Origin of the sequence: Streptococcus mitis, from assembly GCF_008763935.1 — a bacterium.
Classification (GTDB): domain Bacteria; phylum Bacillota; class Bacilli; order Lactobacillales; family Streptococcaceae; genus Streptococcus; species Streptococcus mitis_DB.
Window position 1 is genome coordinate 347,154 of record NZ_VTQF01000002.1, and the last position, 24,500, is coordinate 371,653.

Annotated in this window: 26 protein-coding genes and 1 pseudogene; 18 read left to right on the forward strand and 9 right to left on the reverse strand. The window is 39.8% G+C overall.

What is annotated here, in order from left to right:
* Nucleotides 1–7: 7 nt before the first annotated feature.
* The 4 genes from F9B91_RS04475 (at nucleotide 8) to ezrA (ending at nucleotide 4,981) form a co-directional block, all read left to right on the forward strand.
* On the forward strand, nucleotides 8–562 hold the full coding sequence (locus F9B91_RS04475) for a DJ-1 family glyoxalase III (protein WP_125454544.1): 555 nt from the start codon (nucleotides 8–10) through the stop codon (nucleotides 560–562).
* Between the two features lie 85 nt (nucleotides 563–647).
* Entirely contained in the window at nucleotides 648–1,211 is a 564-nt protein-coding gene (locus F9B91_RS04480) for an HAD family hydrolase (RefSeq protein WP_185757728.1), read from the forward strand.
* 14 nt (nucleotides 1,212–1,225) lie between these two features.
* Entirely contained in the window at nucleotides 1,226–3,172 is a 1,947-nt protein-coding gene (gene gyrB, locus F9B91_RS04485) for a DNA topoisomerase (ATP-hydrolyzing) subunit B (RefSeq protein WP_000134057.1), read from the forward strand.
* An 81-nt stretch (nucleotides 3,173–3,253) separates the two neighbouring features.
* A complete protein-coding gene (gene ezrA, locus F9B91_RS04490; RefSeq protein WP_150922615.1) occupies nucleotides 3,254–4,981 on the forward strand; it encodes a septation ring formation regulator EzrA in 1,728 nt (575 codons plus the stop codon).
* Nucleotides 4,982–5,036: 55 nt separating this feature from the next.
* Here the strand turns inward: ezrA and F9B91_RS04495 are convergent, their stop codons facing one another.
* The 5 genes from F9B91_RS04495 to F9B91_RS04520 all read right to left on the reverse strand — a co-directional run bounded on the left by F9B91_RS04495 (nucleotide 5,037) and on the right by F9B91_RS04520 (nucleotide 9,463).
* Nucleotides 5,037–5,669 (reverse strand): GNAT family N-acetyltransferase, encoded by a 633-nt coding sequence (locus tag F9B91_RS04495; protein ID WP_150922660.1) that lies wholly within the window; start codon nucleotides 5,667–5,669, stop codon nucleotides 5,037–5,039.
* Nucleotides 5,670–5,803: 134 nt separating this feature from the next.
* Nucleotides 5,804–6,103 (reverse strand): DUF1827 family protein, encoded by a 300-nt coding sequence (locus F9B91_RS04500; protein ID WP_000767189.1) that lies wholly within the window; start codon nucleotides 6,101–6,103, stop codon nucleotides 5,804–5,806.
* Between the two features lie 58 nt (nucleotides 6,104–6,161).
* Nucleotides 6,162–6,614 carry an NUDIX hydrolase gene (locus tag F9B91_RS04505; RefSeq protein ID WP_049515691.1) on the reverse strand — a complete coding sequence of 151 codons (453 nt, stop codon included), beginning with the start codon at nucleotides 6,612–6,614 and terminating at the stop codon, nucleotides 6,162–6,164.
* Between the two features lie 129 nt (nucleotides 6,615–6,743).
* Entirely contained in the window at nucleotides 6,744–9,002 is a 2,259-nt protein-coding gene (locus F9B91_RS04510; RefSeq protein WP_150922616.1) for an ATP-dependent Clp protease ATP-binding subunit, read from the reverse strand.
* Nucleotides 9,003–9,232: 230 nt separating this feature from the next.
* A complete protein-coding gene (locus F9B91_RS04520; protein WP_000443570.1) occupies nucleotides 9,233–9,463 on the reverse strand; it encodes a DUF1797 family protein in 231 nt (76 codons plus the stop codon).
* A 190-nt stretch (nucleotides 9,464–9,653) separates the two neighbouring features.
* Between F9B91_RS04520 and F9B91_RS04525 the strand changes: the two genes are divergently transcribed.
* The 5 genes from F9B91_RS04525 (at nucleotide 9,654) to F9B91_RS04545 (ending at nucleotide 13,859) form a co-directional block, all read left to right on the forward strand.
* Nucleotides 9,654–10,337, forward strand: a complete 684-nt coding sequence (locus F9B91_RS04525; RefSeq protein ID WP_001011642.1) for an amino acid ABC transporter permease — start codon at nucleotides 9,654–9,656, stop codon at nucleotides 10,335–10,337.
* The gene (locus tag F9B91_RS04530) at nucleotides 10,337–11,071 is read left to right on the forward strand and encodes an amino acid ABC transporter ATP-binding protein (RefSeq protein WP_084929995.1); all 735 of its coding nucleotides are present in this window, start codon (nucleotides 10,337–10,339) and stop codon (nucleotides 11,069–11,071) included. The genes F9B91_RS04525 and F9B91_RS04530 overlap by 1 nt, the downstream gene beginning before the upstream one ends.
* Nucleotides 11,072–11,248: 177 nt before the next feature.
* Nucleotides 11,249–12,109, forward strand: a complete 861-nt coding sequence (locus F9B91_RS04535) for a bifunctional methylenetetrahydrofolate dehydrogenase/methenyltetrahydrofolate cyclohydrolase (RefSeq protein WP_191962413.1) — start codon at nucleotides 11,249–11,251, stop codon at nucleotides 12,107–12,109.
* Between the two features lie 63 nt (nucleotides 12,110–12,172).
* Nucleotides 12,173–12,994 carry a hypothetical protein gene (locus tag F9B91_RS04540; protein WP_045611388.1) on the forward strand — a complete coding sequence of 274 codons (822 nt, stop codon included), beginning with the start codon at nucleotides 12,173–12,175 and terminating at the stop codon, nucleotides 12,992–12,994.
* A 13-nt stretch (nucleotides 12,995–13,007) separates the two neighbouring features.
* A complete protein-coding gene (locus F9B91_RS04545; RefSeq protein WP_150922618.1) occupies nucleotides 13,008–13,859 on the forward strand; it encodes an NAD(P)H-hydrate dehydratase in 852 nt (283 codons plus the stop codon).
* 23 nt (nucleotides 13,860–13,882) lie between these two features.
* On the opposite strand, the gene F9B91_RS04550 is transcribed toward F9B91_RS04545, so the two are convergent.
* Nucleotides 13,883–14,068, reverse strand: a complete 186-nt coding sequence (locus tag F9B91_RS04550; protein WP_001068558.1) for a hypothetical protein — start codon at nucleotides 14,066–14,068, stop codon at nucleotides 13,883–13,885.
* A gap of 231 nt (nucleotides 14,069–14,299) precedes the next feature.
* On the opposite strand from F9B91_RS04550, the gene rpiA reads away from it, so the two are divergent.
* From rpiA to deoD, 6 genes and pseudogenes are all read left to right on the forward strand, one after another.
* A complete protein-coding gene (rpiA, locus tag F9B91_RS04555) occupies nucleotides 14,300–14,983 on the forward strand; it encodes a ribose-5-phosphate isomerase RpiA (RefSeq protein WP_150922619.1) in 684 nt (227 codons plus the stop codon).
* A 23-nt stretch (nucleotides 14,984–15,006) separates the two neighbouring features.
* Entirely contained in the window at nucleotides 15,007–16,218 is a 1,212-nt protein-coding gene (locus F9B91_RS04560; RefSeq protein ID WP_150922620.1) for a phosphopentomutase, read from the forward strand.
* A gap of 1 nt (nucleotide 16,219) precedes the next feature.
* Nucleotides 16,220–16,780 (forward strand): DUF1697 domain-containing protein, encoded by a 561-nt coding sequence (locus F9B91_RS04565; RefSeq protein ID WP_150922621.1) that lies wholly within the window; start codon nucleotides 16,220–16,222, stop codon nucleotides 16,778–16,780.
* Complete coding sequence (locus F9B91_RS04570) at nucleotides 16,777–17,586, forward strand: purine-nucleoside phosphorylase (protein WP_150922622.1); 810 nt, start codon at nucleotides 16,777–16,779, stop codon at nucleotides 17,584–17,586. Before F9B91_RS04565 ends, F9B91_RS04570 begins: the two co-directional genes overlap by 4 nt.
* A gap of 2 nt (nucleotides 17,587–17,588) precedes the next feature.
* A pseudogene (locus tag F9B91_RS04575) lies at nucleotides 17,589–18,872 on the forward strand (chloride channel protein).
* A gap of 397 nt (nucleotides 18,873–19,269) precedes the next feature.
* On the forward strand, nucleotides 19,270–19,980 hold the full coding sequence (deoD, locus tag F9B91_RS04580) for a purine-nucleoside phosphorylase (protein ID WP_012972499.1): 711 nt from the start codon (nucleotides 19,270–19,272) through the stop codon (nucleotides 19,978–19,980).
* Nucleotides 19,981–20,005: 25 nt separating this feature from the next.
* Here the strand turns inward: deoD and F9B91_RS04585 are convergent, their stop codons facing one another.
* From F9B91_RS04585 to coaA, 3 genes are all read right to left on the reverse strand, one after another.
* Nucleotides 20,006–20,530 (reverse strand): DNA topology modulation protein, encoded by a 525-nt coding sequence (locus tag F9B91_RS04585; RefSeq protein ID WP_150922623.1) that lies wholly within the window; start codon nucleotides 20,528–20,530, stop codon nucleotides 20,006–20,008.
* A gap of 52 nt (nucleotides 20,531–20,582) precedes the next feature.
* On the reverse strand, nucleotides 20,583–20,819 hold the full coding sequence (gene rpsT, locus F9B91_RS04590) for a 30S ribosomal protein S20 (RefSeq protein WP_001274000.1): 237 nt from the start codon (nucleotides 20,817–20,819) through the stop codon (nucleotides 20,583–20,585).
* A 67-nt stretch (nucleotides 20,820–20,886) separates the two neighbouring features.
* The gene (gene coaA / locus F9B91_RS04595) at nucleotides 20,887–21,807 is read right to left on the reverse strand and encodes a type I pantothenate kinase (RefSeq protein ID WP_150922624.1); all 921 of its coding nucleotides are present in this window, start codon (nucleotides 21,805–21,807) and stop codon (nucleotides 20,887–20,889) included.
* A gap of 200 nt (nucleotides 21,808–22,007) precedes the next feature.
* Between coaA and F9B91_RS04600 the strand changes: the two genes are divergently transcribed.
* The 3 genes from F9B91_RS04600 to F9B91_RS04610 all read left to right on the forward strand — a co-directional run bounded on the left by F9B91_RS04600 (nucleotide 22,008) and on the right by F9B91_RS04610 (nucleotide 24,487).
* Nucleotides 22,008–22,412 (forward strand): hypothetical protein, encoded by a 405-nt coding sequence (locus tag F9B91_RS04600; protein WP_084930222.1) that lies wholly within the window; start codon nucleotides 22,008–22,010, stop codon nucleotides 22,410–22,412.
* 210 nt (nucleotides 22,413–22,622) lie between these two features.
* Complete coding sequence (locus tag F9B91_RS04605) at nucleotides 22,623–23,213, forward strand: class I SAM-dependent methyltransferase (protein ID WP_150922625.1); 591 nt, start codon at nucleotides 22,623–22,625, stop codon at nucleotides 23,211–23,213.
* Entirely contained in the window at nucleotides 23,210–24,487 is a 1,278-nt protein-coding gene (locus tag F9B91_RS04610; protein WP_150922626.1) for a pyrimidine-nucleoside phosphorylase, read from the forward strand. The genes F9B91_RS04605 and F9B91_RS04610 overlap by 4 nt, the downstream gene beginning before the upstream one ends.
* Nucleotides 24,488–24,500: the final 13 nt, after the last annotated feature.

Genomic DNA, 24,500 nt, shown 5'->3' on the forward strand with positions numbered 1-24,500 from the left:
GAAAATCATGGTAAAAGTAGCAGTTATGTTAGCTCAAGGCTTTGAAGAAATTGAAGCTTTGACAGTTGTAGATGTCTTGCGTCGTGCAAATATTACTTGTGATATGGTTGGTTTTGAAGAGCAAGTGACTGGTTCGCATGCAATCCAAGTCAGAGCAGATCGTGTCTTTGATGGCGATTTATCAGACTATGATATGATTGTTCTTCCTGGAGGGATGCCTGGTTCTGCACATTTACGCGATAATCAGGCCTTGATTCAAGAATTGCAAAGCTTCGAGCAAGAAGGGAAGAAACTGGCAGCCATTTGTGCTGCACCAATTGCCCTCAATCAAGCAGAGCTATTGAAAAACAAGCAGTACACTTGTTATGACGGTGTTCAAGAGCAAATTCTTGATGGTCACTACGTCAAGGAAACAGTAGTGGTAGATGGTCAATTGACAACCAGTCGAGGCCCTTCAACAGCCCTTGCCTTTGCCTACGAGCTGGTAGAGCAATTAGGAGGAGACGCAGAGACTTTACGAACAGGAATGCTCTATCGAGATGTCTTTGGTAAAAATCAGTAAAACGGGAGTCAAACTCTCGTTTTTTTATGTGGAAAACTCAGGGAAATCATCGCTTTTTTAAGGAAAAAATGGTATAATGAAAGCTATGAAATATCACGATTATATCTGGGATTTAGGTGGAACTTTACTAGATAATTACGAAACTTCAACAGCTGCCTTTGTTGAAACATTGGCACTGTATGGTATCACACAAGACCATGACAGTGTCTATCAGGCTTTAAAGGTTTCTACTGATTTTGCGATTGAGACATTCGCTCCCAACTTAGAGAATTTTTTAGAAAAGTACAAGGAAAATGAAGCCAGAGAGCTTGAACACCCGATTTTGTTTGATGGAGTTTCTGATTTATTGAAAGATATCTCAAATCAAGGTGGCCGTCATTTTTTGGTCTCTCACCGAAATAATCAAGTCTTGGAAATTTTAGAAAAAACCTCTATAGCAGTTTATTTTACAGAAGTGGTGACTTCTAACTCAGGCTTTAAGAGAAAACCAAATCCTGAGTCCATGCTTTATTTAAGAGAAAAGTATCAGATTAGCTCTGGTCTTGTAATTGGTGATCGTCCTATTGATATCGAAGCAGGTCAAGCTGCAGGACTAGATACCCACTTGTTTACCAGTATCGTGAATTTAAGACAAGTATTAGACATGTAAGAAAAAGGAATAAGATGACAGAAGAAATCAAAAATCTGCAGGCACAAGATTATGATGCCAGTCAAATTCAAGTTTTAGAGGGCTTAGAGGCTGTTCGTATGCGTCCAGGGATGTATATCGGATCAACCTCAAAGGAAGGTCTTCACCATCTAGTCTGGGAAATTGTTGATAACTCAATTGACGAGGCCTTGGCAGGATTTGCTAGCCATATTCAAGTCTTTATTGAGCCAGATAATTCGATTACAGTTGTTGATGATGGACGTGGGATCCCAGTCGATATTCAGGAAAAAACAGGTCGACCTGCCGTTGAGACTGTCTTTACTGTTCTTCACGCTGGAGGAAAGTTTGGCGGTGGCGGATATAAGGTCTCAGGTGGTCTTCACGGAGTGGGGTCCTCAGTTGTTAACGCCCTTTCAACTCAATTAGACGTTCATGTCCACAAAAATGGTAAAATTCATTACCAAGAATACCGTCGTGGTCATGTTGTCGCAGACCTTGAGGTGGTTGGAGATACGGATAAGACTGGAACAACAGTTCACTTTACACCGGATCCAGAAATTTTCACTGAAACAACAACCTTTGATTTCGATAAATTAAATAAACGGATTCAAGAGTTGGCCTTTCTAAATCGCGGTCTTCAAATCTCCATCACAGATAAGCGCGAAGGTCTTGAACAAACCAAGCATTACCACTATGAAGGTGGGATTGCTAGTTACGTTGAATATATCAACGAGAACAAGGATGTGATTTTTGATACACCAATCTACACAGATGGTGAGATGGATGATATTACCGTTGAAGTAGCCATGCAGTACACAACGGGTTACCATGAGAATGTCATGAGTTTCGCCAATAACATTCACACCCATGAAGGTGGTACGCATGAGCAAGGTTTCCGTACAGCACTGACTCGTGTTATTAACGATTATGCTCGTAAGAATAAGTTGCTTAAAGATAATGAAGACAACCTGACAGGAGAAGATGTTCGTGAAGGATTAACTGCAGTTATCTCAGTTAAACACCCAAATCCACAGTTTGAAGGACAAACAAAGACCAAATTGGGAAATAGTGAAGTGGTTAAGATTACCAATCGTCTTTTCAGCGATGCTTTCTCTGATTTTCTCATGGAAAATCCGCAGATTGCAAAGCGCATCGTGGAAAAAGGGATTTTAGCTGCCAAGGCTCGTGTGGCTGCAAAGCGTGCGCGTGAAGTTACCCGTAAAAAATCTGGTTTGGAAATTTCCAACCTTCCAGGGAAACTAGCAGACTGTTCTTCTAACAATCCTGCTGAAACAGAACTCTTTATCGTCGAAGGAGACTCAGCGGGTGGATCAGCCAAATCTGGTCGTAACCGTGAGTTCCAGGCTATCCTTCCAATTCGCGGTAAGATTTTGAACGTTGAAAAAGCAAGTATGGATAAGATTCTTGCTAATGAAGAAATTCGTAGTCTTTTCACAGCGATGGGAACTGGATTTGGTGCAGAATTCGATGTTTCAAAAGCCCGTTACCAAAAGCTCGTTTTGATGACCGATGCCGATGTCGATGGAGCCCATATTCGTACTCTTCTTCTAACCTTGATTTATCGTTATATGAAACCAATACTAGAAGCTGGTTATGTTTATATTGCCCAACCTCCAATCTATGGTGTCAAGGTTGGAAGCGAGATTAAAGAATATATCCAGCCAGGAGCGGATCAAGAAATTAAACTCCAAGAAGCCTTGGCCCGCCATAGTGAAGGACGTGCCAAACCAACCATTCAGCGTTATAAAGGTTTGGGTGAAATGGATGATCACCAGTTGTGGGAAACAACCATGGATCCCGAACATCGCTTAATGGCAAGAGTTTCTGTGGACGATGCTGCAGAAGCAGATAAAATCTTTGATATGTTGATGGGGGATCGAGTAGAGCCTCGTCGTGAATTTATCGAAGAAAATGCCGTCTATAGTACACTTGATGTCTAAAAAATCGGGAGAAGTAGTTCCCTTGGTCTAAAAAATATGATATAATCATTACGATTGTTTCAAGTTAAAAAGGAGTTTAATATGTCTGGTAGTCTAGTAGTATATCTTATAATTGCAATTGCAATTATATTGCTGATTTCATATGCTATAGCAATTTATGTACGGAAACGCAATGAAAGTAAATTAGCAATTTTAGAAGAGAAAAAAGAAGAGCTGTACAATCTTCCAGTTAATGATGAAGTTGAAGCTGTAAAAAATATGCACTTGATTGGACAAAGTCAAGTGACTTTCCGTGAATGGAACCAAAAATGGGTTGACCTATCTCTTAACTCTTTTGCCGATATCGAAAATAATCTTTTCGAGGCAGAAGGTTATAACAATTCATTCCGTTTTTTTAAGGCTAGTCATCAAATTGACCAAATCGAGAGCCAAATTACCTTGATTGAAGAAGATATTGCGGCAATTCGCAATGCCTTGGCAGATTTGGAGAAACAAGAATCTAAAAACAGCGGTCGTGTTCTTCATACCTTGGATTTGTTTGAAGAGTTACAACACAGAGTTGCTGATCATTCTGAAGAATATGGCCAAGGTTTATCTGAAATCGAAAAACAATTGGAAAATATCCAATCAGAGTTTTCTCAGTTTGTTACTTTAAATACTTCAGGTGACCCAGTAGAAGCTGCTGTAATTTTGGATAATGCTGAAAATCATATCTTGGCTTTGAGTCACATTGTTGACCGCCTGCCAGAGATTGTAAAAACATTATCTAAAGAGCTACCTGATCAATTGGAAGATTTGGAAGACGGTTACCGTAAGCTTTTAGACGCTAACTATCATTTTGCTGAAACGGATATTGAATCTCGCTTCCAATTGCTTTATGAAGCTTTGAAGAAAAACCACGAAAATATTGCACAATTAGAGTTGGATAATGCTGAGTATGAAAATACTCAAGTTCAAGAAGAAATCAATGCACTCTATGATATCTTTACACGAGAAATCGCCGCTCAAAAAGTAGTTGAAGGCTTAGTTGCAACCCTTCCTACATATTTGAAACACATGAAAGATAGTAATGCTGTTTTAGTGGAAGATATTCAACGATTGAGTAACAATTACCTACTATCTGAAACGGATGTTAGTCATGTTCATAGATTACAAGCTGAGTTAGAATCTTTAGAAGAATCTGTATTGGAACTAACTTCTGAACAAGAGGAACATTCTGAACCTTATTCATTCCTTGAAGATCGTTTGGAAAACTTACAAGCGACTTTGAAGGAAATTGAAGATGAACAAGTTGCGGTTAGTCAACGCCTTGCTCAGATTGAAAAAGATGATATCAATGCTCGCCAGAAGGCAAATGTTTATGTTAATCGTCTTCACACAATTAAGAGATATATGGAAAAACGTAATCTTCCAGGTATTCCTCAGAATTTCTTACAGTTGTTCTTTACAGCAAGTAACCATACTGAAGAGTTGATGGCTGAACTAGAAGAAGCCCAGGTCAATATTGAAGCTGTGAACCGTATGCTTGAAATTACAACAAATAGTATGGAAGCACTTGAAGAAGAAACCTATAATATTGTTCAATATGCAACATTGACAGAACAATTACTACAGTATTCGAACCGTTACCGCTCATTTGATGAACGAATTCAAGAAGCCTTTAATGAATCATTAGAAATTTTTGAAAAAGAATTTGATTATCATGCTTCATTTGATAAGATTTCGCAAGCTTTGGAAGTTGCAGAACCAGGTGTAACCAACCGTTTTGTCTCTTCATACGAAAAAACACGTGAGACGATTCGTTTCTAACATAATAAAAAAGATTTGGTTCTGTGATAAGCAGCACCAAATCTTTTTTATTTATTTATTTATTTATTGTTTTTAAAAATGCCCAGTTACCAATTGATCTTGAACCGTATTCTAAGTCCATATGGTCCAGAAATACATAATCGTTTTTTTCGTAGAATGAGGCATTTCTTGCTGTGCTGGTAATGAGGCCCAAGTGTTTACAGCCTTTTGATTTGACATAAGGTTCAATCCCTTGTGTCAGAAAAGTACTGCCTATTCCACGCCCCTTACTTTCTATATTGACAGCTAAAGCCATCAAATACCAATCAAACTCCCCTGATTTTTCTAAATGCTTTTTGGAACGTTTTACAAAGTCAAAGTATTTAAGGAGATTTTGTGGTCGAATGTAGCGAAAAATGTTTGCCCCACCATTTCGTAGATAGGATAGTATACAGAAATCCTTTTGTTGCAAAAAGGCAACTGCAAGTAATTCTCCATCCTGTTCCGCAACTAAACAGTTTCCTTTTTGAATATAGACTCTAGTAAGCAGAATTTGCAATGTTTCTACAAAAGCAGGATAGGAGTCAGGTTTCTTCAAATCATCAGTTATAATCGTTAAAAAGGGATAGTCAAGAAAAGACTTGGCTAATAGTTTTCCAATTTTTTCGTATTCTTCAAGTCTTGCCTCTCGATATATCATGTCTCCCATGCTTGTCTCCTTTGTTAGCCATAAAACCATGAATGATAGGATTTCAAGATAAAAAAATGGAGATGATTTAAAAAGCAAGTTAGAACCCAACTCTGTGCTATAAGGTTCAATAGCTTTCAAATCTCTCCAAGATTTTATTTGGTCGGAATTGAAATTCCAATTAATTTTTCTGAATAGAGGGTTTTGATATTGGCCTCATCAATAGAGTCCTTATCAATTTTACGTTTCAAGAAAAATTCTTGAATAGCTTCGATTTCAGGTTCGCGGATAGCGCGGTGTTTGTTTGAGATGAGGATTTCATAGTGAAGCGGAGCTTGGGTAAAAATAACATCAGTATTTCCAGCAGAATAAACCTCAACAAGGGTTGCATCTGTACTTTCTAGCTGGCTTTTAACAAGTTGCGAGTGTGAGTTTGTCGTATTGATTAGCTTCATAACATTTCCTCCGATTTTCTAATTCTATTATAGCACTTTTTGAATAAAGTAGCTTGATTTAGTCAATCTTATGCTGTTTTTTCCAAGATTCAATAGCCCATTTATGGCTACCACGTTTGAGATTTTCAATCGCCTTGTCAATAGGGAACCAGGCAATATGATTAAAGTCTTCTAGTGGCTTTTGCACTTCTTTGAAAGAAGTCGCTTCATAGAGGTAGGCAGGATTGTAGTAGTAGGTGTCACGGTGACGAGAGTAGAAATATTCGTCAGCTTGTCCGTAATAGGTACCAATTTCAGCTGTAAAGCCAAGTTCTTCAATCAATTCACGCTTTAGTGCTTCTTGATGATTTTCACCTGCTTCAATTTCACCACCTGGTAGGAACCAAGCACCATTAGGTGCTTGAACAAGAACAATTTGTTTTCCCTCAGCATCAGGGATAACAGCATATACGCCATAACGGTGCTGGTAGGTTACATTCTCTTTTTTTTCTCCAAAGGTTGGATTTGCCATTGCATTTTCCTCATTATCTATTATCTTTATTATTATCTTAATGGACAAAGGCCGAGCTGTCAAGAATTTATAGTTATTTTAGTAAAAAGGAGCAGAAAATTTTCATTTTCTACTCCTTTTCTATAGGATTTATACTTCTTTTTCAGAAGTCTTTACTTCAGCTTTTTTGGCAGATTTGATTTGAATGTTACCCTTGCTGGTCATCACTGCCTTGAGGTCTTTTTCGCTTGGATTTTCAAGGTAGTAGTCAGTGATTGCGTCCTCAATATAGTCTTGAATAGTACGACGAAGTGGGCGTGCTCCCATTTTTGGATCATAACCAAGGTCAACCAATTTTTCCTTGACCTTGTCGGTTACATCCAAATGAATGTTGTTGCTAGAAAGACGTTTGTTAACATCTGCAAGCATAAGCTCGACAATCTGAAGGAGGTTATCTTTGCTGAGAGCCTTAAATTCGATAATACCATCAAAACGGTTCATAAACTCTGGGCTAAAGAAGTTACCGAGTTCACCAAGAACAGAGTTGGTACGTCCTTCTCTAGCAGCACCAAATCCAACGCTAGCTTCTGCCTTACCTGTACCTGCATTTGAAGTCATGATGATGATGGCGTCCTTGAAGCTAACGGTACGTCCTTGTCCATCTGTTAAACGACCATCGTCCAAGACCTGGAGGAACATATGCATGACATCTGGATGGGCTTTCTCTACTTCATCCAAGAGAATAAGAGAGTAGGGATTGCGGCGGACTTTTTCAGTTAATTGCCCAGCCTCGTCATAGCCGACATAACCTGGAGGGGCACCGACTAATTTCGCCACACTGTGTTTTTCCATATATTCACTCATATCAAAGCGAATCATGCTGTCAGCAGAACCAAAGAGTTCGATAGCTAATTGTTTGGAAAGTTCTGTCTTACCGACTCCAGTTGGCCCAACGAAAAGGAAACTTCCGATTGGGCGGTTAGGGGTACCGAGACCGACACGATTACGGCGAATAGCCTTGGCAATCTTATCGACAGCATCATCTTGTCCAATAACATGAGACTTGAGGTCTTCGGCTAGATGGATGAGTTGAGATTGTTCTTTCTCTTTTAAATCACCAACAGGAATATTGGTTTTCTGCTCGATAATGTGCTCAATGGTTTTCTCACTAATGATAGGAGTATCTTGGTCTGTGACCTTTTTCTTTTGCATTTCCTTATACTTGGCAATCTGGTCACGGAAGTAGGCGGCCTTCTCAAAATCTTCTTCTCGTGTAGCTTGAGATTTAAGATTTTCAGCCTCAATCAAGCGCTGATCGATTACTTTAGGATCCACAAAATTCAAGGTCAAGTTCATCTTAGAACCAGCTTCATCTAGGAGGTCAATGGCCTTGTCAGGCAAGAAGCGATCTTGGATGTAGCGATTGGACAGAGTTGCAGCTGCTTCAATTGCAGCATCGGTATACTGAACGTGGTGGTAGTCTTCGTATTTCTTTTGAATGCCTTTGAGGATAGTGATTGTTTCTTCCACGGTTGGTTCATCGACTTTGACAGGCTGCATACGACGCTCTAGAGCTGCATCCTTTTCAATGATACGGTATTCATTGAGGGTAGTAGCACCAACCAATTGCAGTTCTCCACGAGCAAGGGCGGGCTTGAGGATATTCCCTGCATCCATATTGCCATCGCCCGCAGCCCCCGCACCAACAATTTCATGGATTTCATCGATAAAGAGGATGATGTCCTCACGTTTGCGAATTTCTTCCATGAGTTTTTGCATGCGTTCTTCAAATTGTCCACGGATACCCGTTCCTTGAACTAGGCTAACCACATCCAGACGGATGACTTGTTTACCTTGTAGTTTATGTGGAACATCGCCATCAACGATTTTCTGAGCTAGACCTTCGACAACGGCAGTTTTTCCGACACCTGGTTCACCGATAAGAACAGGATTATTCTTGGTTCTGCGATTGAGAATTTCTATGACACGGATAATCTCATCGTCGCGCCCAATAACGGGGTCAATATCTCCACGACGGGCAATTTCAGTTACGTTGATACCAAATTCTTCCAGTAGGCCTTTTTCTTGGCTTGGTGGAGGAGTTTGAGCAGGTCCACGATTTTGGGAACCATAACCGCCATTTCCACCGTAACCTCCACCTGATTGGGTTGGGGGAGTCGGAGGAGTATTGTTAGAAGGCCTGAAATTGTTTAGGTCATTGAAGAAATCACCAAAGGGATCAAAGTCACGATTGTTCAGATCCGTAATACCTTTAAAGAGGCTATTGTTAGGATCTGTCTTGATAATCTTATAGCAGTTTTGACAGAGGTCAATTTGTTTTTGCTTTCCATTGAGATTGGTATAAAGATGAATCGTTGAGTCATTGATTTTACAGTTTTGACAAAGCATACATCTACCTCATTTCTTTATTTAGCCTGACCTGTTTAATGGTCAAAAATAGTCAAATTTCTATACTCTCATTATAACAGGATTGGGGTGTAAAGCAAGTAAAAAGATTGCAGCTTTGAGAAGTTGTTACAATGAAGAACTTTGTGGATTTGGACTATAAAAAAATCCTATTTGTGAGACAAAAAGGATTTTGGTTAGACATGCAGGGTGTAATCCCAGCTTGTTTTGTATTAGTAAAGAAGTTCGTAAATTTCCATTGCAATCAAGTCAATGCTATCAAACGTATAAGTTTCGCGAGCTTCGACATCACGAAGGGTAAAGATTGAGCCGTTTTCTTCGTCGTGACTGTATGCAACTTCTGCAACAACAACTCCTTCGCGTTCAAAATTACGTTTTAAATTTCCGCCGTCTTTTGCCATTGCTTCAAGGCGGTTGATGATTCTAACCAAATGTGATTCCATTTTGATTCTCCTTCATTTCTTATCGTTACTATTTTACCATAAAGGAGGCCAACTTGCCTAGAAAAAACTAAGATTTCTCGCTAATTCTACTAGCTTAAAGTTTTTTTGAATAAATTAGACAAAAGATTTGAATTTTAATTCAATTGATGTTATAATCATACAGTATTCTATTTTAGAAAGCAGTGTGACTATGAATTTTTCTTTTTTACCTAAGTATTTACCTTATTTTAACTATGGGGCTGTTGTGACGGTTCTCATTTCTATCTGTGTTGTCTTTTTGGGAACTATTTTGGGTGTTGTCTTGGCTTTTGGGCAACGTTCAAAGTTTAAACCGCTTGTTTGGCTAGCCAACTTGTACGTTTGGATTTTCCGCGGGACACCGATGATGGTTCAGATTATGATTGCCTTTGCCCTTATGCATATCAATGCTCCGACTATTCAGGTTGGGATTTTGGGTGTTGATCTTTCTCGTCTGATTCCAGGAATTTTGATTATCTCTATGAACAGTGGTGCGTATGTTTCTGAGACTGTTCGTGCCGGAATTAATGCGGTTCCTAAGGGGCAGTTAGAGGCGGCCTATTCTTTAGGGATTCGTCCTAAAAATGCGATGCGCTATGTGATTTTGCCACAAGCTATCAAAAATATTTTGCCAGCATTGGGGAACGAATTTATCACTATTATCAAGGATAGTTCCCTCTTATCAGCTATTGGTGTTATGGAGTTGTGGAATGGAGCTACAACAGTTTCTACAACAACCTATCTACCTTTAACACCACTTTTATTTGCAGCCTTTTACTACTTGATTATGACTTCTATTTTGACAGTAGCCTTGAAAGCTTTTGAAAAACGTATGGGACAAGGAGATAAGAAATAATGACAGAAACCTTGATAAAAATTGAAAATTTACATAAATCATTTGGAAAGAATGAAGTATTGAAGGGCATCAACCTCGAGATTAAACGTGGAGAAGTTGTCGTTATCATCGGTCCTTCGGGAAGCGGGAAATCTACCTTGCTTCGTTCTATGAATTTGTTGGAAGAAGCAACCAATGGGAAGGTTATCTTTGAGGGAGTTGATATTACGGACAAGAAGAATGACCTGTTTGCTATGCGTGAGAAGATGGGCATGGTTTTTCAACAATTTAATCTTTTTCCTAATATGACTGTGATGGAAAATATCACCTTGTCTCCTATCAAGACCAAAGGTGAAAGTAAGGAAGTTGCAGAGAAGAGAGCTCAGGAACTTTTGGAAAAAGTTGGTTTACCAGACAAGGCAACTGCTTATCCACAGAGTTTGTCAGGTGGTCAGCAACAGCGGATTGCTATTGCGCGTGGTTTAGCTATGGAACCTGATGTTTTGCTCTTTGACGAGCCAACTTCAGCCCTGGACCCTGAAATGGTAGGTGAGGTGTTGGCTGTTATGCAAGACTTAGCCAAGTCAGGAATGACCATGGTTATCGTAACACATGAAATGGGATTTGCTCGTGAGGTGGCAGACCGTGTCATCTTTATGGCAGATGGTGTGGTTGTTGAAGATGGAACACCTGAACAGATTTTTGAACAAACCCAAGAACAACGGACTAAAGACTTCTTGAGTAAGGTTTTATAAGTTAGTTTTGTGGAGCTATTTGTAGCTAACTTTACATATAAAGTATAGATTAATGAAAAGCTCGACTAGAGCTTTTTCTTATAGTTTGAAACTATAGGATAGCCTAGGAAAGAAGTGTTAGAGGGGATTAGCAGTTTTTGGTATAATGGAAGATATTTGAAAGAAAAGAGAAGTGATATGACACAGATTATTGATGGGAAGGCTCTAGCAGCTAAGTTACAAGGACAGCTGGCTGAAAAGACTAAAAGATTAAAGGAAGAAACGGGGCTAGTACCTGGTTTGGTAGTGATTTTGGTTGGGGACAACCCTGCCAGCCAAGTCTACGTTCGTAACAAGGAGAGGTCAGCCCTTGCGGCTGGATTCCGTAGTGAAGTTGTGCGAGTTCCAGATACCATTACTCAAGAGGAATTGTTAGACTTGATTGCCAAATACAATCAAGATTCAGCTTGGCATGGGATATTGGTCCAGTTACCATTACCAAAACATATTGATGAAGAAGCAGTTTTGTTGGCCATTGACCCAGAAAAGGATGTGGATGGTTTCCATCCCTTAAACATGGGACGCCTCTGGTCTGGTCATCCAGTCATGATTCCTTCTACGCCTGCAGGAATTATAGAAATGTTTCATGAATATGGGATTGAATTAGAAGGTAAAAATGCGGTTGTTATCGGTCGTTCCAATATCGTTGGAAAACCCATGGCTCAGCTTCTTGTGGCCAAGAATGCAACAGTGACCTTGACTCACTCACGGACTCATAATCTTGCCAAGGTGGCTGCTAAAGCGGATATTCTGGTGGTCGCAATCGGTCGTGCCAAGTTTGTGACTGCTGACTTTGTCAAACCAGGTGCGGTTGTCATTGATGTAGGGATGAACCGCGATGAAAATGGTAAGCTTTGTGGGGATGTTGATTATGAGGCGGTTGCACCACTGGCTAGCCATATCACGCCAGTTCCTGGAGGTGTTGGTCCTATGACCATTACCATGCTGATGGAGCAAACCTATCAGGCAGCCCTTCGGACTTTGGAGAGAAAATTTTAAAAGTAAGTTTATAAAAGGAGGTATGCGCTTCCTTTTTGTTGTATAATGGAGTGAGGTGATTAGATGATTTTAAAAATTTATAATGGAGAATATAGTTTACAATGGGATAGAATATACTACTTAGCACTAATTGATTATCCAAATATTCAAGAGTGGGAATTAGAAAAAATTGCTAAATTTATAGCTTACGAAAAACTTCATAGACGTCAAACAAGTATTGAGTGTGCTGATTCTTGTTTAAAAAAAGAAATTTTAGATTACATCTGTCAGCATCCCTTTCTGCCACCATTTACCCCTACAGATAAAAGAGTAGCCTCGACTTATGATCTACATAAGAGGTTAGTGACTTCAGACTACTGTAGTCATACTACGACTATAGATGTAGCGATTTCTATCTTTAAAACAGGTCAGATTTTATCTGCTGTGAAAGCCTTTGGGCGAGATGCTGAGGAGTTGGTTTTGGATAGTAGAAATGCTGCATCGGATCCGATAGATTATTTTGACTATGTCATGTTAGGGTGGTCAAATACAAGTTCTGGTTATCGATTAGCGATGGAGCGTTTATTAGGTCGAGCTCCTTCAGAGAAAGAATTACAAGACAAGTTTATTCCTGGAGTAAGTTTTCATTTTATCTATACAGATTTGATTAAAGTTCCTGGTTATATTTTTGATGGTTACCATGCTGTAAAAATTAAGGACATGCTTAATTTATTAAGTGAGTTGTATATTTGCATTATTCCAACTCATAATAAGAGCCAATTTGAAAATATTATTCCAACCAAAATACAAGATAGGGTGTATTATCTTGACTATGCTGGAGAAGACTTAGAAGAGTGGACTAAGAAAGTCTATCAAGTTGTTTTAAAACAATCAGATAAAGGATAGTTGAGGAAAAACGATGAGAGTGATTGAGCAAGCATTATTAGAAAAAGTCATTATTGAACGTTCTCGCACCAGTCATAAAGGAGACTATGGTCGTTTGCTGTTGCTGGGTGGGACTTATCCTTATGGTGGTGCTATCATCATGGCTGCTTTGGCAGCTGTTAAAAGTGGAGCTGGTTTGGTGACTGTTGGAACAGATAGGGGAAATATCCCAGCTTTGCACAGTCATTTACCTGAGGCTATGGCCTTTTCTCTTCAAGACCAGCAATTATTAAAAGAGCAATTGGAGAAGGCAGAAGTGGTCTTAGTGGGACCTGGTTTACGAGACGCTGCTTTTGGAGAAAATCTAGTCAAACACATTTTTGCTAGCTTAAAAAAGAATCAGATTTTGATTGTAGACGGAGGGGCCTTAACCATCCTTGCTAGGACAAGTTTGTCGTTTCCATCTAACCAGCTTATCTTAACTCCTCACCAAAAAGAATGGGAAAAGCTGTCTGGTATTGCTATTGAAAAGCAAAACGAAGCTGCAACGGCTAATGCCCTAACTTCTTTCCCTCAAGGAACAATTTTGGTGGAGAAAGGTCCAGCTACTCGTATTTGGCAAGCTGGCCAGTCTGATTGTTACCAGTTACAGGTTGGCGGTCCCTATCAGGCGACTGGTGGTATGGGAGATACACTAGCTGGAATGATTGCAGGATTTGCAGGCCAATTTCGACAAGCCAGTCTCTACGAACGTGTGGCAGTAGCGACTCATCTTCATTCAGCCATAGCCCAAGAACTATCTCAAGAACATTATGTGGTCTTGCCGACGGAAATCAGCTCTTATCTGCCCGAAATAATGAAAAAAATATCTCAAAAAGGCACCTGATAGTTTCAGGCGCCTTTATATTTTTAGAAAAATCCTTTAATCTTTCCAACGAGGCCATCTAGACCTTCAGAACCAGAAATCAACTGCTGAGCTTGAGAGAAGTATTCTCCAAGCTGTTCTTGATTTTCTGCAACAAATGTTTTTGCAGCTTCGAAATCTTTTGTTTCGATTAACTCTTTTACTTGATTAAACAAATCTAATGGGTTCATCTTATTTCTCCTTTTCTGTACTTAACTATTTAATCATCTTTATGATAAAAAATCAACTGTTGCTGCTTTTGGATAGGACCTGTTTTTATCTACAAGTTCTCATAACTAAGATTCTAACTACCAAAACAAGGTGGACATAAAAATAAAAATGTTCGGGTTTTTCTAGTGTATCCATGAAATAAAAACGGATACATGTTATAATAGAAATAGCTCTTTAATGGAGGTGTTTGAGTGGAAAATCTGAAGAAAATGGCAGGTATCAAGGCTGCTGAGTTTGTCAAGGATGGCATGGTAGTCGGACTTGGAACGGGGTCTACTGCCTATTATTTCGTAGAAGAAATCGGTCGTCGGATCAAGGAAGAAGGGTTACAGATTACAGCTGTAACGACTTCTAGTGTGACTAGTAAACAGGCTGAAGGTCTTAATATCCCGCTCAAGTCTATTGACCAAGTAGATGTTGTCGATGTGACAGTCGACGGGGCGGATGAAGTGGATAGTCAGTTTAATGGAATAAAAGGTGGTGGTGGTGCTCTTCTGATGGAGAAGGTTGTCGCAACGCCCTCAAAAGAATATATTTGGGTGGTGGATGAAAGCAAGCTGGTTGAGAAACTAGGTGCTTTTAAATTGCCAGTAGAAGTGGTTCAGTATGGCGCAGAGCAGGTTTTTCGTCGTTTTGAGCGAGCTGGCTACAAACCAAGTTTCCGTGAAAAAGACGGCCACCGTTTTGTGACGGATATGCAGAATTTTATCATTGACCTTGCCTTGGATGTCATTGAAGATCCAATTACTTTCGGACAAGAATTGGACCATGTCGTTGGTGTTGTAGAGCACGGCTTATTCAACAAAATGGTGGATAAGGTCATCGTTGCTGGACGAGACGGAGTTCAGATTTTAACTTCAACAAAAGCAAGATAACTAAAATAATAAGGAGATACACTATGTCAAAATTTAATCGTATTCACTTGGTGGTATTAGATTCTGTAGGAATCGGTGCTGCACCAGATGCTAATAACTTTGTCAATGCAGGAGTTCCAGATGGTGCTTCTGACACATTAGGACACATTTCAAAAGCAGTTGGTTTGAATGTCCCAAACATGGCTAAAATTGGTCTGGGGAATATTCCTCGTGAAACTCCTCTTAAGACTGTTCCAGCTGAAAGCAATCCAACAGGATATGCAACAAAATTGGAAGAAGTATCTCTTGGTAAGGATACTATGACTGGACACTGGGAAATCATGGGACTCAACATTACTGAGCCTTTCGATACTTTCTGGAATGGATTCCCAGAAGAAATCTTGACAAAAATCGAAGAATTCTCAGGACGCAAGGTTATTCGTGAAGCTAACAAACCTTACTCAGGAACAGCCGTTATCGATGACTTTGGACCACGTCAGATGGAAACTGGAGAGTTGATTATCTATACTTCAGCTGACCCTGTTTTGCAGATTGCTGCCCACGAAGATATTATTCCTTTGGACGAATTGTACCGTATCTGTGAATACGCTCGTTCGATTACCCTTGAGCGCCCTGCCCTTCTAGGTCGCATCATTGCCCGTCCATATGTCGGTGAGCCAGGTAACTTCACTCGTACAGCAAATCGTCGTGACTTGGCCGTATCTCCATTTGCACCAACTGTTCTCGATAAACTCAATGAAGCTGGTATCGATACTTACGCTGTTGGTAAAATCAATGATATCTTTAACGGTGCGGGTATCAACCATGATATGGGTCATAACAAGTCAAACAGCCATGGAATTGATACACTATTGAAGACTATGGGACTTGCTGAGTTTGAAAAAGGATTCTCCTTCACAAACTTGGTTGACTTTGATGCCCTTTACGGCCACCGTCGTAATGCTCACGGTTACCGTGATTGCTTGCATGAGTTTGATGAACGCTTACCTGAAATTATCGCAGCCATGAGAGAGGATGACCTTCTCTTGATTACTGCGGACCATGGAAATGACCCAACTTACGCAGGAACAGACCACACTCGTGAATATATTCCATTGTTGGCCTACAGCCCTGACTTTAAAGGAAATGGTGTTATTCCAGTCGGACATTTTGCAGATATCTCAGCGACTGTTGCCGATAACTTTGGTGTGGAAACTGCCATGATTGGGGAAAGTTTCTTAGATAAATTGGTATAAGATGACGCGCTATGCTTTGCTGGTGAGAGGTATCAATGTTGGTGGCAAGAATAAGGTCGTCATGGCGGAGCTTCGTCAAGAATTGACAGAGCTAGGGCTGGAAAAGGTTAGAACCTACATCAACAGTGGCAATATCTTCTTTACTTCGACAGACTCAAAATCCCAATTGATTGAAAAGTTAGAGGCTTTCTTTGAAGTCTATTATCCATTTATTCAGAGCTTTTCTTTACTGAGTCAGGAAGATTATGAAGAAGAGCTGAATAATCTGCCAGATTGGTGGATCAAAGATTTGGCACGAAAGGATTTCCTCTTTTACACTGAGGGATTGGATGTTGTTCAAGTCATTGAGACAGTTGAAAGTTTGGAATTGAAAGATGAAATCGTTCATTTTGGAAGACTTGGGATTTTCTGGGGGAAATTCTCTGAGGAATCCTACTATGCAACTGCCTATCACAAATACTTACTCAAGATGCCTTTTTATCGCAACATCACCATTCGTAATGCTAAAACTTTCGACAAAATCGGTCAAATGCTAAAAAATAATAAAGGAGACATACAATGACATTTTTAGATAAAATCAATGAAACTGCTGCCTTCCTGAAAGAAAAGGGTATCCTAGCGCCTGAGTTCGGTCTAATCCTTGGATCAGGACTGGGAGAACTGGCAGAAGAAATCGAAAATCCAGTTGTAGTAGATTATGCAGATATCCCAAACTGGGGCCGTTCTACAGTAGTCGGACACGCTGGGAAATTGGTATATGGAGAACTTGCAGGTCGTAAGGTCTTGGCTCTTCAAGGTCGTTTCCATTTCTACGAAGGCAATCCTCTTGAGGTCGTGACTTTCCCAGTTCGTGTGATGAAAGTACTCGGATGTGAAGGTGTCATTGTAACCAATGCAGCTGGCGGTATTGGATATGGGCCTGGTACTTTGATGGCTATCTCAGACCATATCAACATGACAGGTCAAAACCCATTGATGGGTGAAAACTTGGATGATTTTGGTCCTCGTTTTCCAGATATGTCTAAGGCCTACACACCAGAATACCGTGCTACTGCCCATGAAGTGGCTAAGAAACTTGGTATCAAGCTTGATGAAGGTGTCTATATCGGTGTAACTGGTCCGACTTATGAAACCCCAGCAGAAATCCGTGCTTATAAGACACTGGGAGCAGATGCAGTTGGTATGTCGACTGTTCCTGAAGTTATTGTGGCAGCTCACTCAGGTTTGAAAGTTCTCGGTATTTCATGTATTACTAACCATGCTGCTGGTTTCCAAGAAGAACTCAACCACGAAGAAGTTGTAGAAGTTACTGAACGTGTTAAAGGCGACTTCAAAGGCTTGCTTAAAGCGATTCTTGCTGAATTGTAATCATGTTAATAGAATTGAGGAGTATTTTTCGAAAAATCCCTTATAATTTTAGATTTTTCCTAGCAGTAATTCTACAAGGAATAGTTTCGGGTTTATCTGGTATAGTTCTCCATTATCTTTTAGAGATGGTGGAGGAGCTAGCTTTTGGTCAGTCAGAGCATCATAGTGGATTTTTGACAGATGGAGTTTCCTCCTCACGGATAGGACTAAGTTTAATAATCGTGGGTCTTGGTTCATCCTTGGTCTGGTATTTCTTGCAAAAAGGGTCGAAGATTTATTCCATCAAAGCTCAGATGAAGGATGAGACTTCACAATACAAGCTTCATTTTCTAAAACAGCTATTTCATTCAATTTGGCAGATCATTGCAGTTGGAGGGGGAGCCCCTATTGGCAAAGAAGCTGCACCACGAGAAATTGGAACTCTATTTGCAGGGCCAATTGGAAAAATATGTATACTATCTATGAAGGATCGCATCTTTCTCCTTGCTTGTGGTGCTGGTGCTGGTTTAGCGGCTGTCTATCAGGTTCCATTAACAAGTGTCTTCTTTGTTTTTGAAACCCTAGGAATTGCTCTATCTATTAAACGATTTGTCTTAGTCGGCTTGACTACTTATGTCTCAACATATATAGCAGGCTGGGTTATTTCAGATCAGGCTCTCTACTAGATTCCAGCTATCACATGGTCATTAAAGGAAATATGGATTATTCCCTTATTACTTCTTTTCTTAACCCCACTAGCTTGGCTTTTTGGTCGCTTAAGTAAGGCAGCGTCTTCAAACAGAATAAAAGATAAACGAATACTTCTCACATTTCCCTCAGCTTTTCTTTTTCTTATTGGATTAGCAAGTTATTTTCCACATCTACTTGGAAATGGACGTATGATGGCTCAGGAAGTATTGAATGGTAGCAATGGCAAAACAGTATTCCTTTTGTTTATCTTAAAAGCATTAGTTGTTCTTATTACTCTGTGGGCAGGGGCCTATGGTGGTACACTTACGCCATCTTTTGCCTTGGGGATGGCTGGAGCTGCTCTCTTTGGAATGATTCTAGGTTTGGACAGTCAGCCAACCACTTTACTTTTGGGATCTGTTTGCTTTTTATCTGTGACCTTGAGAGCGCCCATTTCTGCAACTGGATTAGTAATAGGTTTCACTGGGCTAGCTTTGTATTCTCTTCCGTATCTCTTAGTAACAGCTGTTTTAGCCTATGAATTTGCAAAAATGTTAGACCGCTTTCCTTGTGCTAGCATACTGTGTCAGAAGTCAAAGAATAGAGTAATTAGGTAGGAAATGCCCATCTCTTCTAGTCAATGATTTGATTTAAAATATTAAAAAAACTCTCAATTTATTTATAACTGTCTTAAATAAAAATGAAGTAGGCTTATCGGAGTCATGATTGAATCCGATTTTTCCTAGCTATCAAATATAAAAATAAAAAAAGAAAGGTAGAGCGAGATGTTCTGATTTGAACACGAGCGGAAAACTTTTCTAAAATCATAGAGATGGTAGTTTGGTTTTGAATTGAACCCGTGCTATTCTCCTATTTATCATCAAAATTAAGAAAGAAAGGAATTGAACCCACCCTAAAAGCAGTGGGAAAAAGATAGTTGGTCTAGCGAGCATCGCTCACTGCACCCAACTCCTATTTTCCCTTTGCTTTTTGACGGGTTTAGTATCTTATATTATGTCTATCCATATTGCTGCTCAGCAGGGTGAAATTGCTGATAAAATTCTTCTTCCTGGGGATCCTCTTCGTGCTAAGTTTATTGCGGAAAATTTCCTTGAAGATGCTGTTTGTTTTAACGAAGTGCGTAACATGTTTGGTTATACTGGTACTTACAAGGGTCACCGTGTATCTGTCATGGGAACTGGGATGGGGATGCCATCTATTTCGATTTATGCGCGTGAGTTGATTGTTGACTACGGTGTGAAGAAATTGATCCGTGTGGGAACTGCAGGTTCTTTGAATGAGGATGTTCACGTTCGTGAATTAGTTTTGGCGCAGGCAGCGGCAACCAACTCAAACATCATCCGTAACGACTGGCCACAGTACGATTTCCCACAAATCGCTAGCTTTGATTTGTTAGATAAGGCCTACCATATCGCCAAAGAACTCGGTATGACCACCCACGTTGGGAACGTTTTGTCTTCTGATGTCTTTTATTCAAACTACTTTGAAAAGAACATCGAACTTGGTAAATGGGGAGTCAAGGCTGTGGAAATGGAAGCAGCAGCTCTTTACTATCTGGCAGCCCAACACCATGTTGACGCACTTGCCATCATGACTATTTCTGATAGTTTGGTCAATCCAGACGAAGACACTACCGCAGAAGAACGCCAAAATACCTTCACCGATATGATGAAGGTTGGTTTGGAAACTTTGATTGCGGACTAATTATAGCCAAAAAGGAAGTCCTTCTTTATGAATTGGAGGACTTCCTTTTCTTATCTAGAAATTGATCTAGTTCTTTCTGATTTCGAAGAATAGTGACTTTATGTGAGTATTCTTGGCAAAGTTTTTGGTAATTTTTTCTTTGAGCTTTAGTCCGTCCATCCCAGAGAATCCATCTGATAAACTCCCAATTAAATTGTTCTTGACAACCAACTGCCATACTTTCTCTGACCTTGCCTCGGTATTTGAGGTATCGTTTAAAGGCTCGAAAGAGACAGGTCAATGGCGAAAAATTAAGAAAGATGATTTGGTCAGCATCCTGCATTCTTTCCTCATAGAAACACCAAGAATAATTTCCATCAATAACCCAAGCTTCATGCTTGGTGAGAAAGTTTTTCATCTCGGCCAACATCCATTCACGGTCACTGTCTTGCCAACCGGGTTGAAATTGGAGTGTGTCCATGTGAAGTTTTGGGATGGAGTAGCAGTTAGATAATTTTTCGGCTAGCGTTGACTTACCAGCACCAGAATATCCGATAATTGCGATTTTCATTTTCTACCTTTTCCTATTTGGAGACAAAAAAACAGCCTCTATGGACTGTTTCTTATTTAGCAAGTTTAGCTGAAAGACGAGCTTTGTCGCGGCTTGCTTTGTTTTTGTGAATCAAACCTTTAGTTTCTGCTTTATCGATAGCTGAGCTAGCAGCACGGAAAAGTTCTTCAGATGGGTTTGCTTCGAAAGCTTTGATAGCAGTACGCATAGCTGATTTTTGAGCTGAGTTCTTTTCGTTTTGTTTAACGTTCAATTCAGCGCGTTTGATAGCTGATTTAATGTTTGCCAATGTTCTTACCTCCATATTTACTAACTATACCATTATATCTGAAAACTTACATTTTGACAAGGGAAAATTATTTTTTTAAGTAAATTTCATCGATTTCATGGTTCTTTGTTTTATGAAGAATCACTTCTGCACGATTTCTGGTCGGTTCAATATAATTTTGTAAATTTGTGAGATTGATACTGGTCCAGACCTGATGGGCAAAGGATTCCACTTCCCCAATCGGCATTTGTGTAAAACGATAATAGTAGCTATCAGGGTCGTTTTGGGCTAGGCTCAGCATTTTCAAGAAACGGTCTAGATACCAACTCTCAATGTCATCAACTGAAGCATCAACATAGATGGAAAAGTCAAAGAAGTCAGTAATGTAGAGACGCTCGTTTTGTGGATTTTGAAAGACATTTATTCCCTCAACAATGACAAAATCAGCAGCTGTGACGCTTTGCTTTTCCTCGGGTACGATGTCGTAGACTTCATGAGAATAGACAGGAATATCTACATCTTGTCCATTTTTGATGTGATCCAGGAAGTTGAGAAGAGCTTCCATATCATAGCTTTCAGGAAATCCCTTGCGATTTAAAATCCCTTGTTCAATCAAGGTCTGGTTGGGATAGAGAAAGCCATCAGTTGTTACCAACTCAACCGTAGCATCTGTAAGGGTACGGGACAGTAGGATTTGAAGTAGGCGACTGGTTGTGGATTTTCCAACGGCAACACTCCCAGAAACCCCAATGATAAAAGGCTGGGATTTGCTTTCACGTTGAAGGAAAATCCCTTTTGAAAAGGCCAAATCATCCTTGGTACGCTTGTAAATCTGGATGAGATGGGCTAGGGGGAGATAGACATCGGTAACATCCTGCAAGCTAATCTGGTCATTAAAACTCTTGATGGATTCTAATTCCTCTTCTGTCAAAGGAGGTGTTGTCTTCCGATGTAAAGATTGCCAATTCTGGCGGCTGATTTTTTCAAAATGTAAAAATTCGTTGGTCATTTGTTTTCCCCTAGATATTTTGTTTATCATACCATAAAAAGCTAAAAAAATAAAGCGGTTTCTTGATGATAGTAAGCCAATAGCGTATAATAGAAGTAGATAGAGGTTGACCAATTTATTGATGAAGTAGGAGATAGTTTCTACTGATTTATAAACTTATAAAGGGGGCTTTTTAGTTCACAACTTATAGGGGGTGTACTATGAAAATCTTAAAACGTTACATATTGGAACTCTGTTTTATTTTAAGTTTTGCACTACCTTTTTTAAAAGGAGCCAATGCGGATAATGGTAGACGCTTTGTGGAAATCTATTACGGTTTTACTTTTTTGATGGAACATGCTATTGTAACAGCTATCTTTATCTGTTCGCTCTTGATTGCTTTCTTCCTAAAAAAACGGTGGACGAAATGGCTTGCTGCTGGTAGTTATATCTTCTTAGTTCTATGGATTGCTACAGAGGGTTATTTCTTCCGCATGTCGCTAGAAGATTTGATACGCCTTTGGACAAGTTTGGAAATTCTGACACAAACTTATCAGTTGGGCTTTTATCTAAACATCTTATTGGGAATCCTGTTGATAATTAAGTATCTGACGGTTAAGCAATAGTAAATGAAAATGCATCTGATTATAGATGACAAATTTATTGTTTTATCCTGACTATGATATTTATGGTTCTAAATGGTTTATCATTTATCTATAAGTGTTGAAAGAGATTGAAGAAAAGGTTTTACCTACTAGCTTTCTTCAGTCTTTTTCGTTTTATTATCAATTTGTAAACGATTTACAATTTAAGTCAAATTATGGTAAAATAGTTTCATGAGTAAAATGTATTATGCAGAAAATCCTGATGCTGCTCACGACATTCATGAGTTGAGAGTGGACTTGTTGGGAGAAAAAATGACCTTTTTAACGGATGCGGGTGTTTTTAGCAAGAAAATGGTTGACTTTGGAAGTCAACTCTTGCTCAAGTGTCTTGAGGTCAACCAAGGAGAAACTGTCCTTGATGTAGGCTGTGGTTACGGACCTTTGGGTTTGTCCTTAGCTAAGGCATATGGAGTTCAGGCGACCATGGTCGATATTAATAATCGTGCCTTGGATTTGGCGCGACAAAATGCTGAACGAAATAAAGTAGAAGCGACGATTTTCCAGTCCAATATTTATGAACAAGTTAAAGGGAAATTTGACCATGTCATTTCCAATCCTCCTATCCGTGCAGGCAAGCAAGTGGTTCATGAAATCATTGAGAAAAGTAAAGATTTCTTGGAAACTGGTGGAGATTTAACAATCGTTATCCAGAAAAAACAAGGGGCCCCAAGTGCTAAGTCCAAGATGGAAGAGGTGTTTGGCAATTGTGAAATCATCAAAAAAGATAAGGGATACTATATCCTTAGAAGTGTGAACGAATGAGAGCAGTTGATTTAATTCAAAAGAAACGAGACGGTCAAGAATTGACTTCGAGTGAAATTGAATGGCTGGTAGAAGGCTATGTGTCAGGAACTGTCCCTGATTATCAGATGTCTGCCTTTGCTATGGCTGTTTATTTCAAAGGAATGACGACTCGAGAAATATCTGACCTAACTATGAAGATGGTCAAGACAGGGCAAGAGTTTGATTTATCCGTTATTGATGGGGTTAAGGTTGACAAGCATTCTACGGGTGGTGTTGGTGATAAGGTGACCTTGATTTTGGCTCCTCTTGTTGCCAGCTTTGGTGTGCCTGTGGCAAAAATGAGTGGTCGTGGTCTCGGCCATACTGGTGGGACAATTGATAAATTGGAGTCCATTAAGGGCTATCAAGTAGAACGTAGTCAAGAAGATTTTATTCGTCAGGTTCAGGATATTGGTGTATCTGTTATTGGGCAATCAGACCAGCTGGTTAAAGCAGATAAGCTTCTCTATGCTCTCCGTGATGTGACCGCAACTGTTGACACGATTCCTTTGATTGCGAGTTCGGTGATGAGCAAGAAAATTGCGGCAGGGGCGGATGCTATTTTGCTAGACGTGACTGTCGGTGAGGGTGCCTTCATGAAAACGGTTGATGAGGCGCGTGAACTGGCTCAAACCATGGTGGAACTTGGTAAGGCAGTTGGTCGAAAGACGGTAGCAGTGATTACCGATATGAGTCAACCTTTGGGACGAGCAATTGGAAATCGTTTGGAAATCCTTGAGGCATTGGAGATTTTACAAGGCCAAGGCCGTCAGGATATTACCCACTTCATCTGTGAATTGGCTCAAATTATGCTTGGTTTAGCAAATGTAAACAAGACAGTTGAAGAAGTTCACCAACATCTTGAGAATGGTCAAGCGCTGGCTAAGTTTGAGGAAATGGTCCAAGCCCAAGGTGGAGACTTGGAAGACCTCTATCGTCCTGTCAATGTTACCCATGTGGTGGAAATCCCTGCCCAGGAAACGGGTGTCATTTCAGCTCTTCCAGCTATGGAATTTGGGCTTTATGCTATGAGACTGGGGGCAGGCCGTGCAGTCAAGTCTGATGCCTTGGACTATGAGACAGGAATTGTTTTTGAAAAGAAAGTTGGAGATTCCGTTCAAAAGGGAGAAATTGTTGCAAAAGTATACACAAATGGAAAAATTTCTCCTCAGCTAGTTACAGATTTTCAAAAATATGTTAAAATAAATGATAGTGTGCAAAGTTTACGAGAAATCATAGAAATAATCTCATAAACTGCAGGAGAAT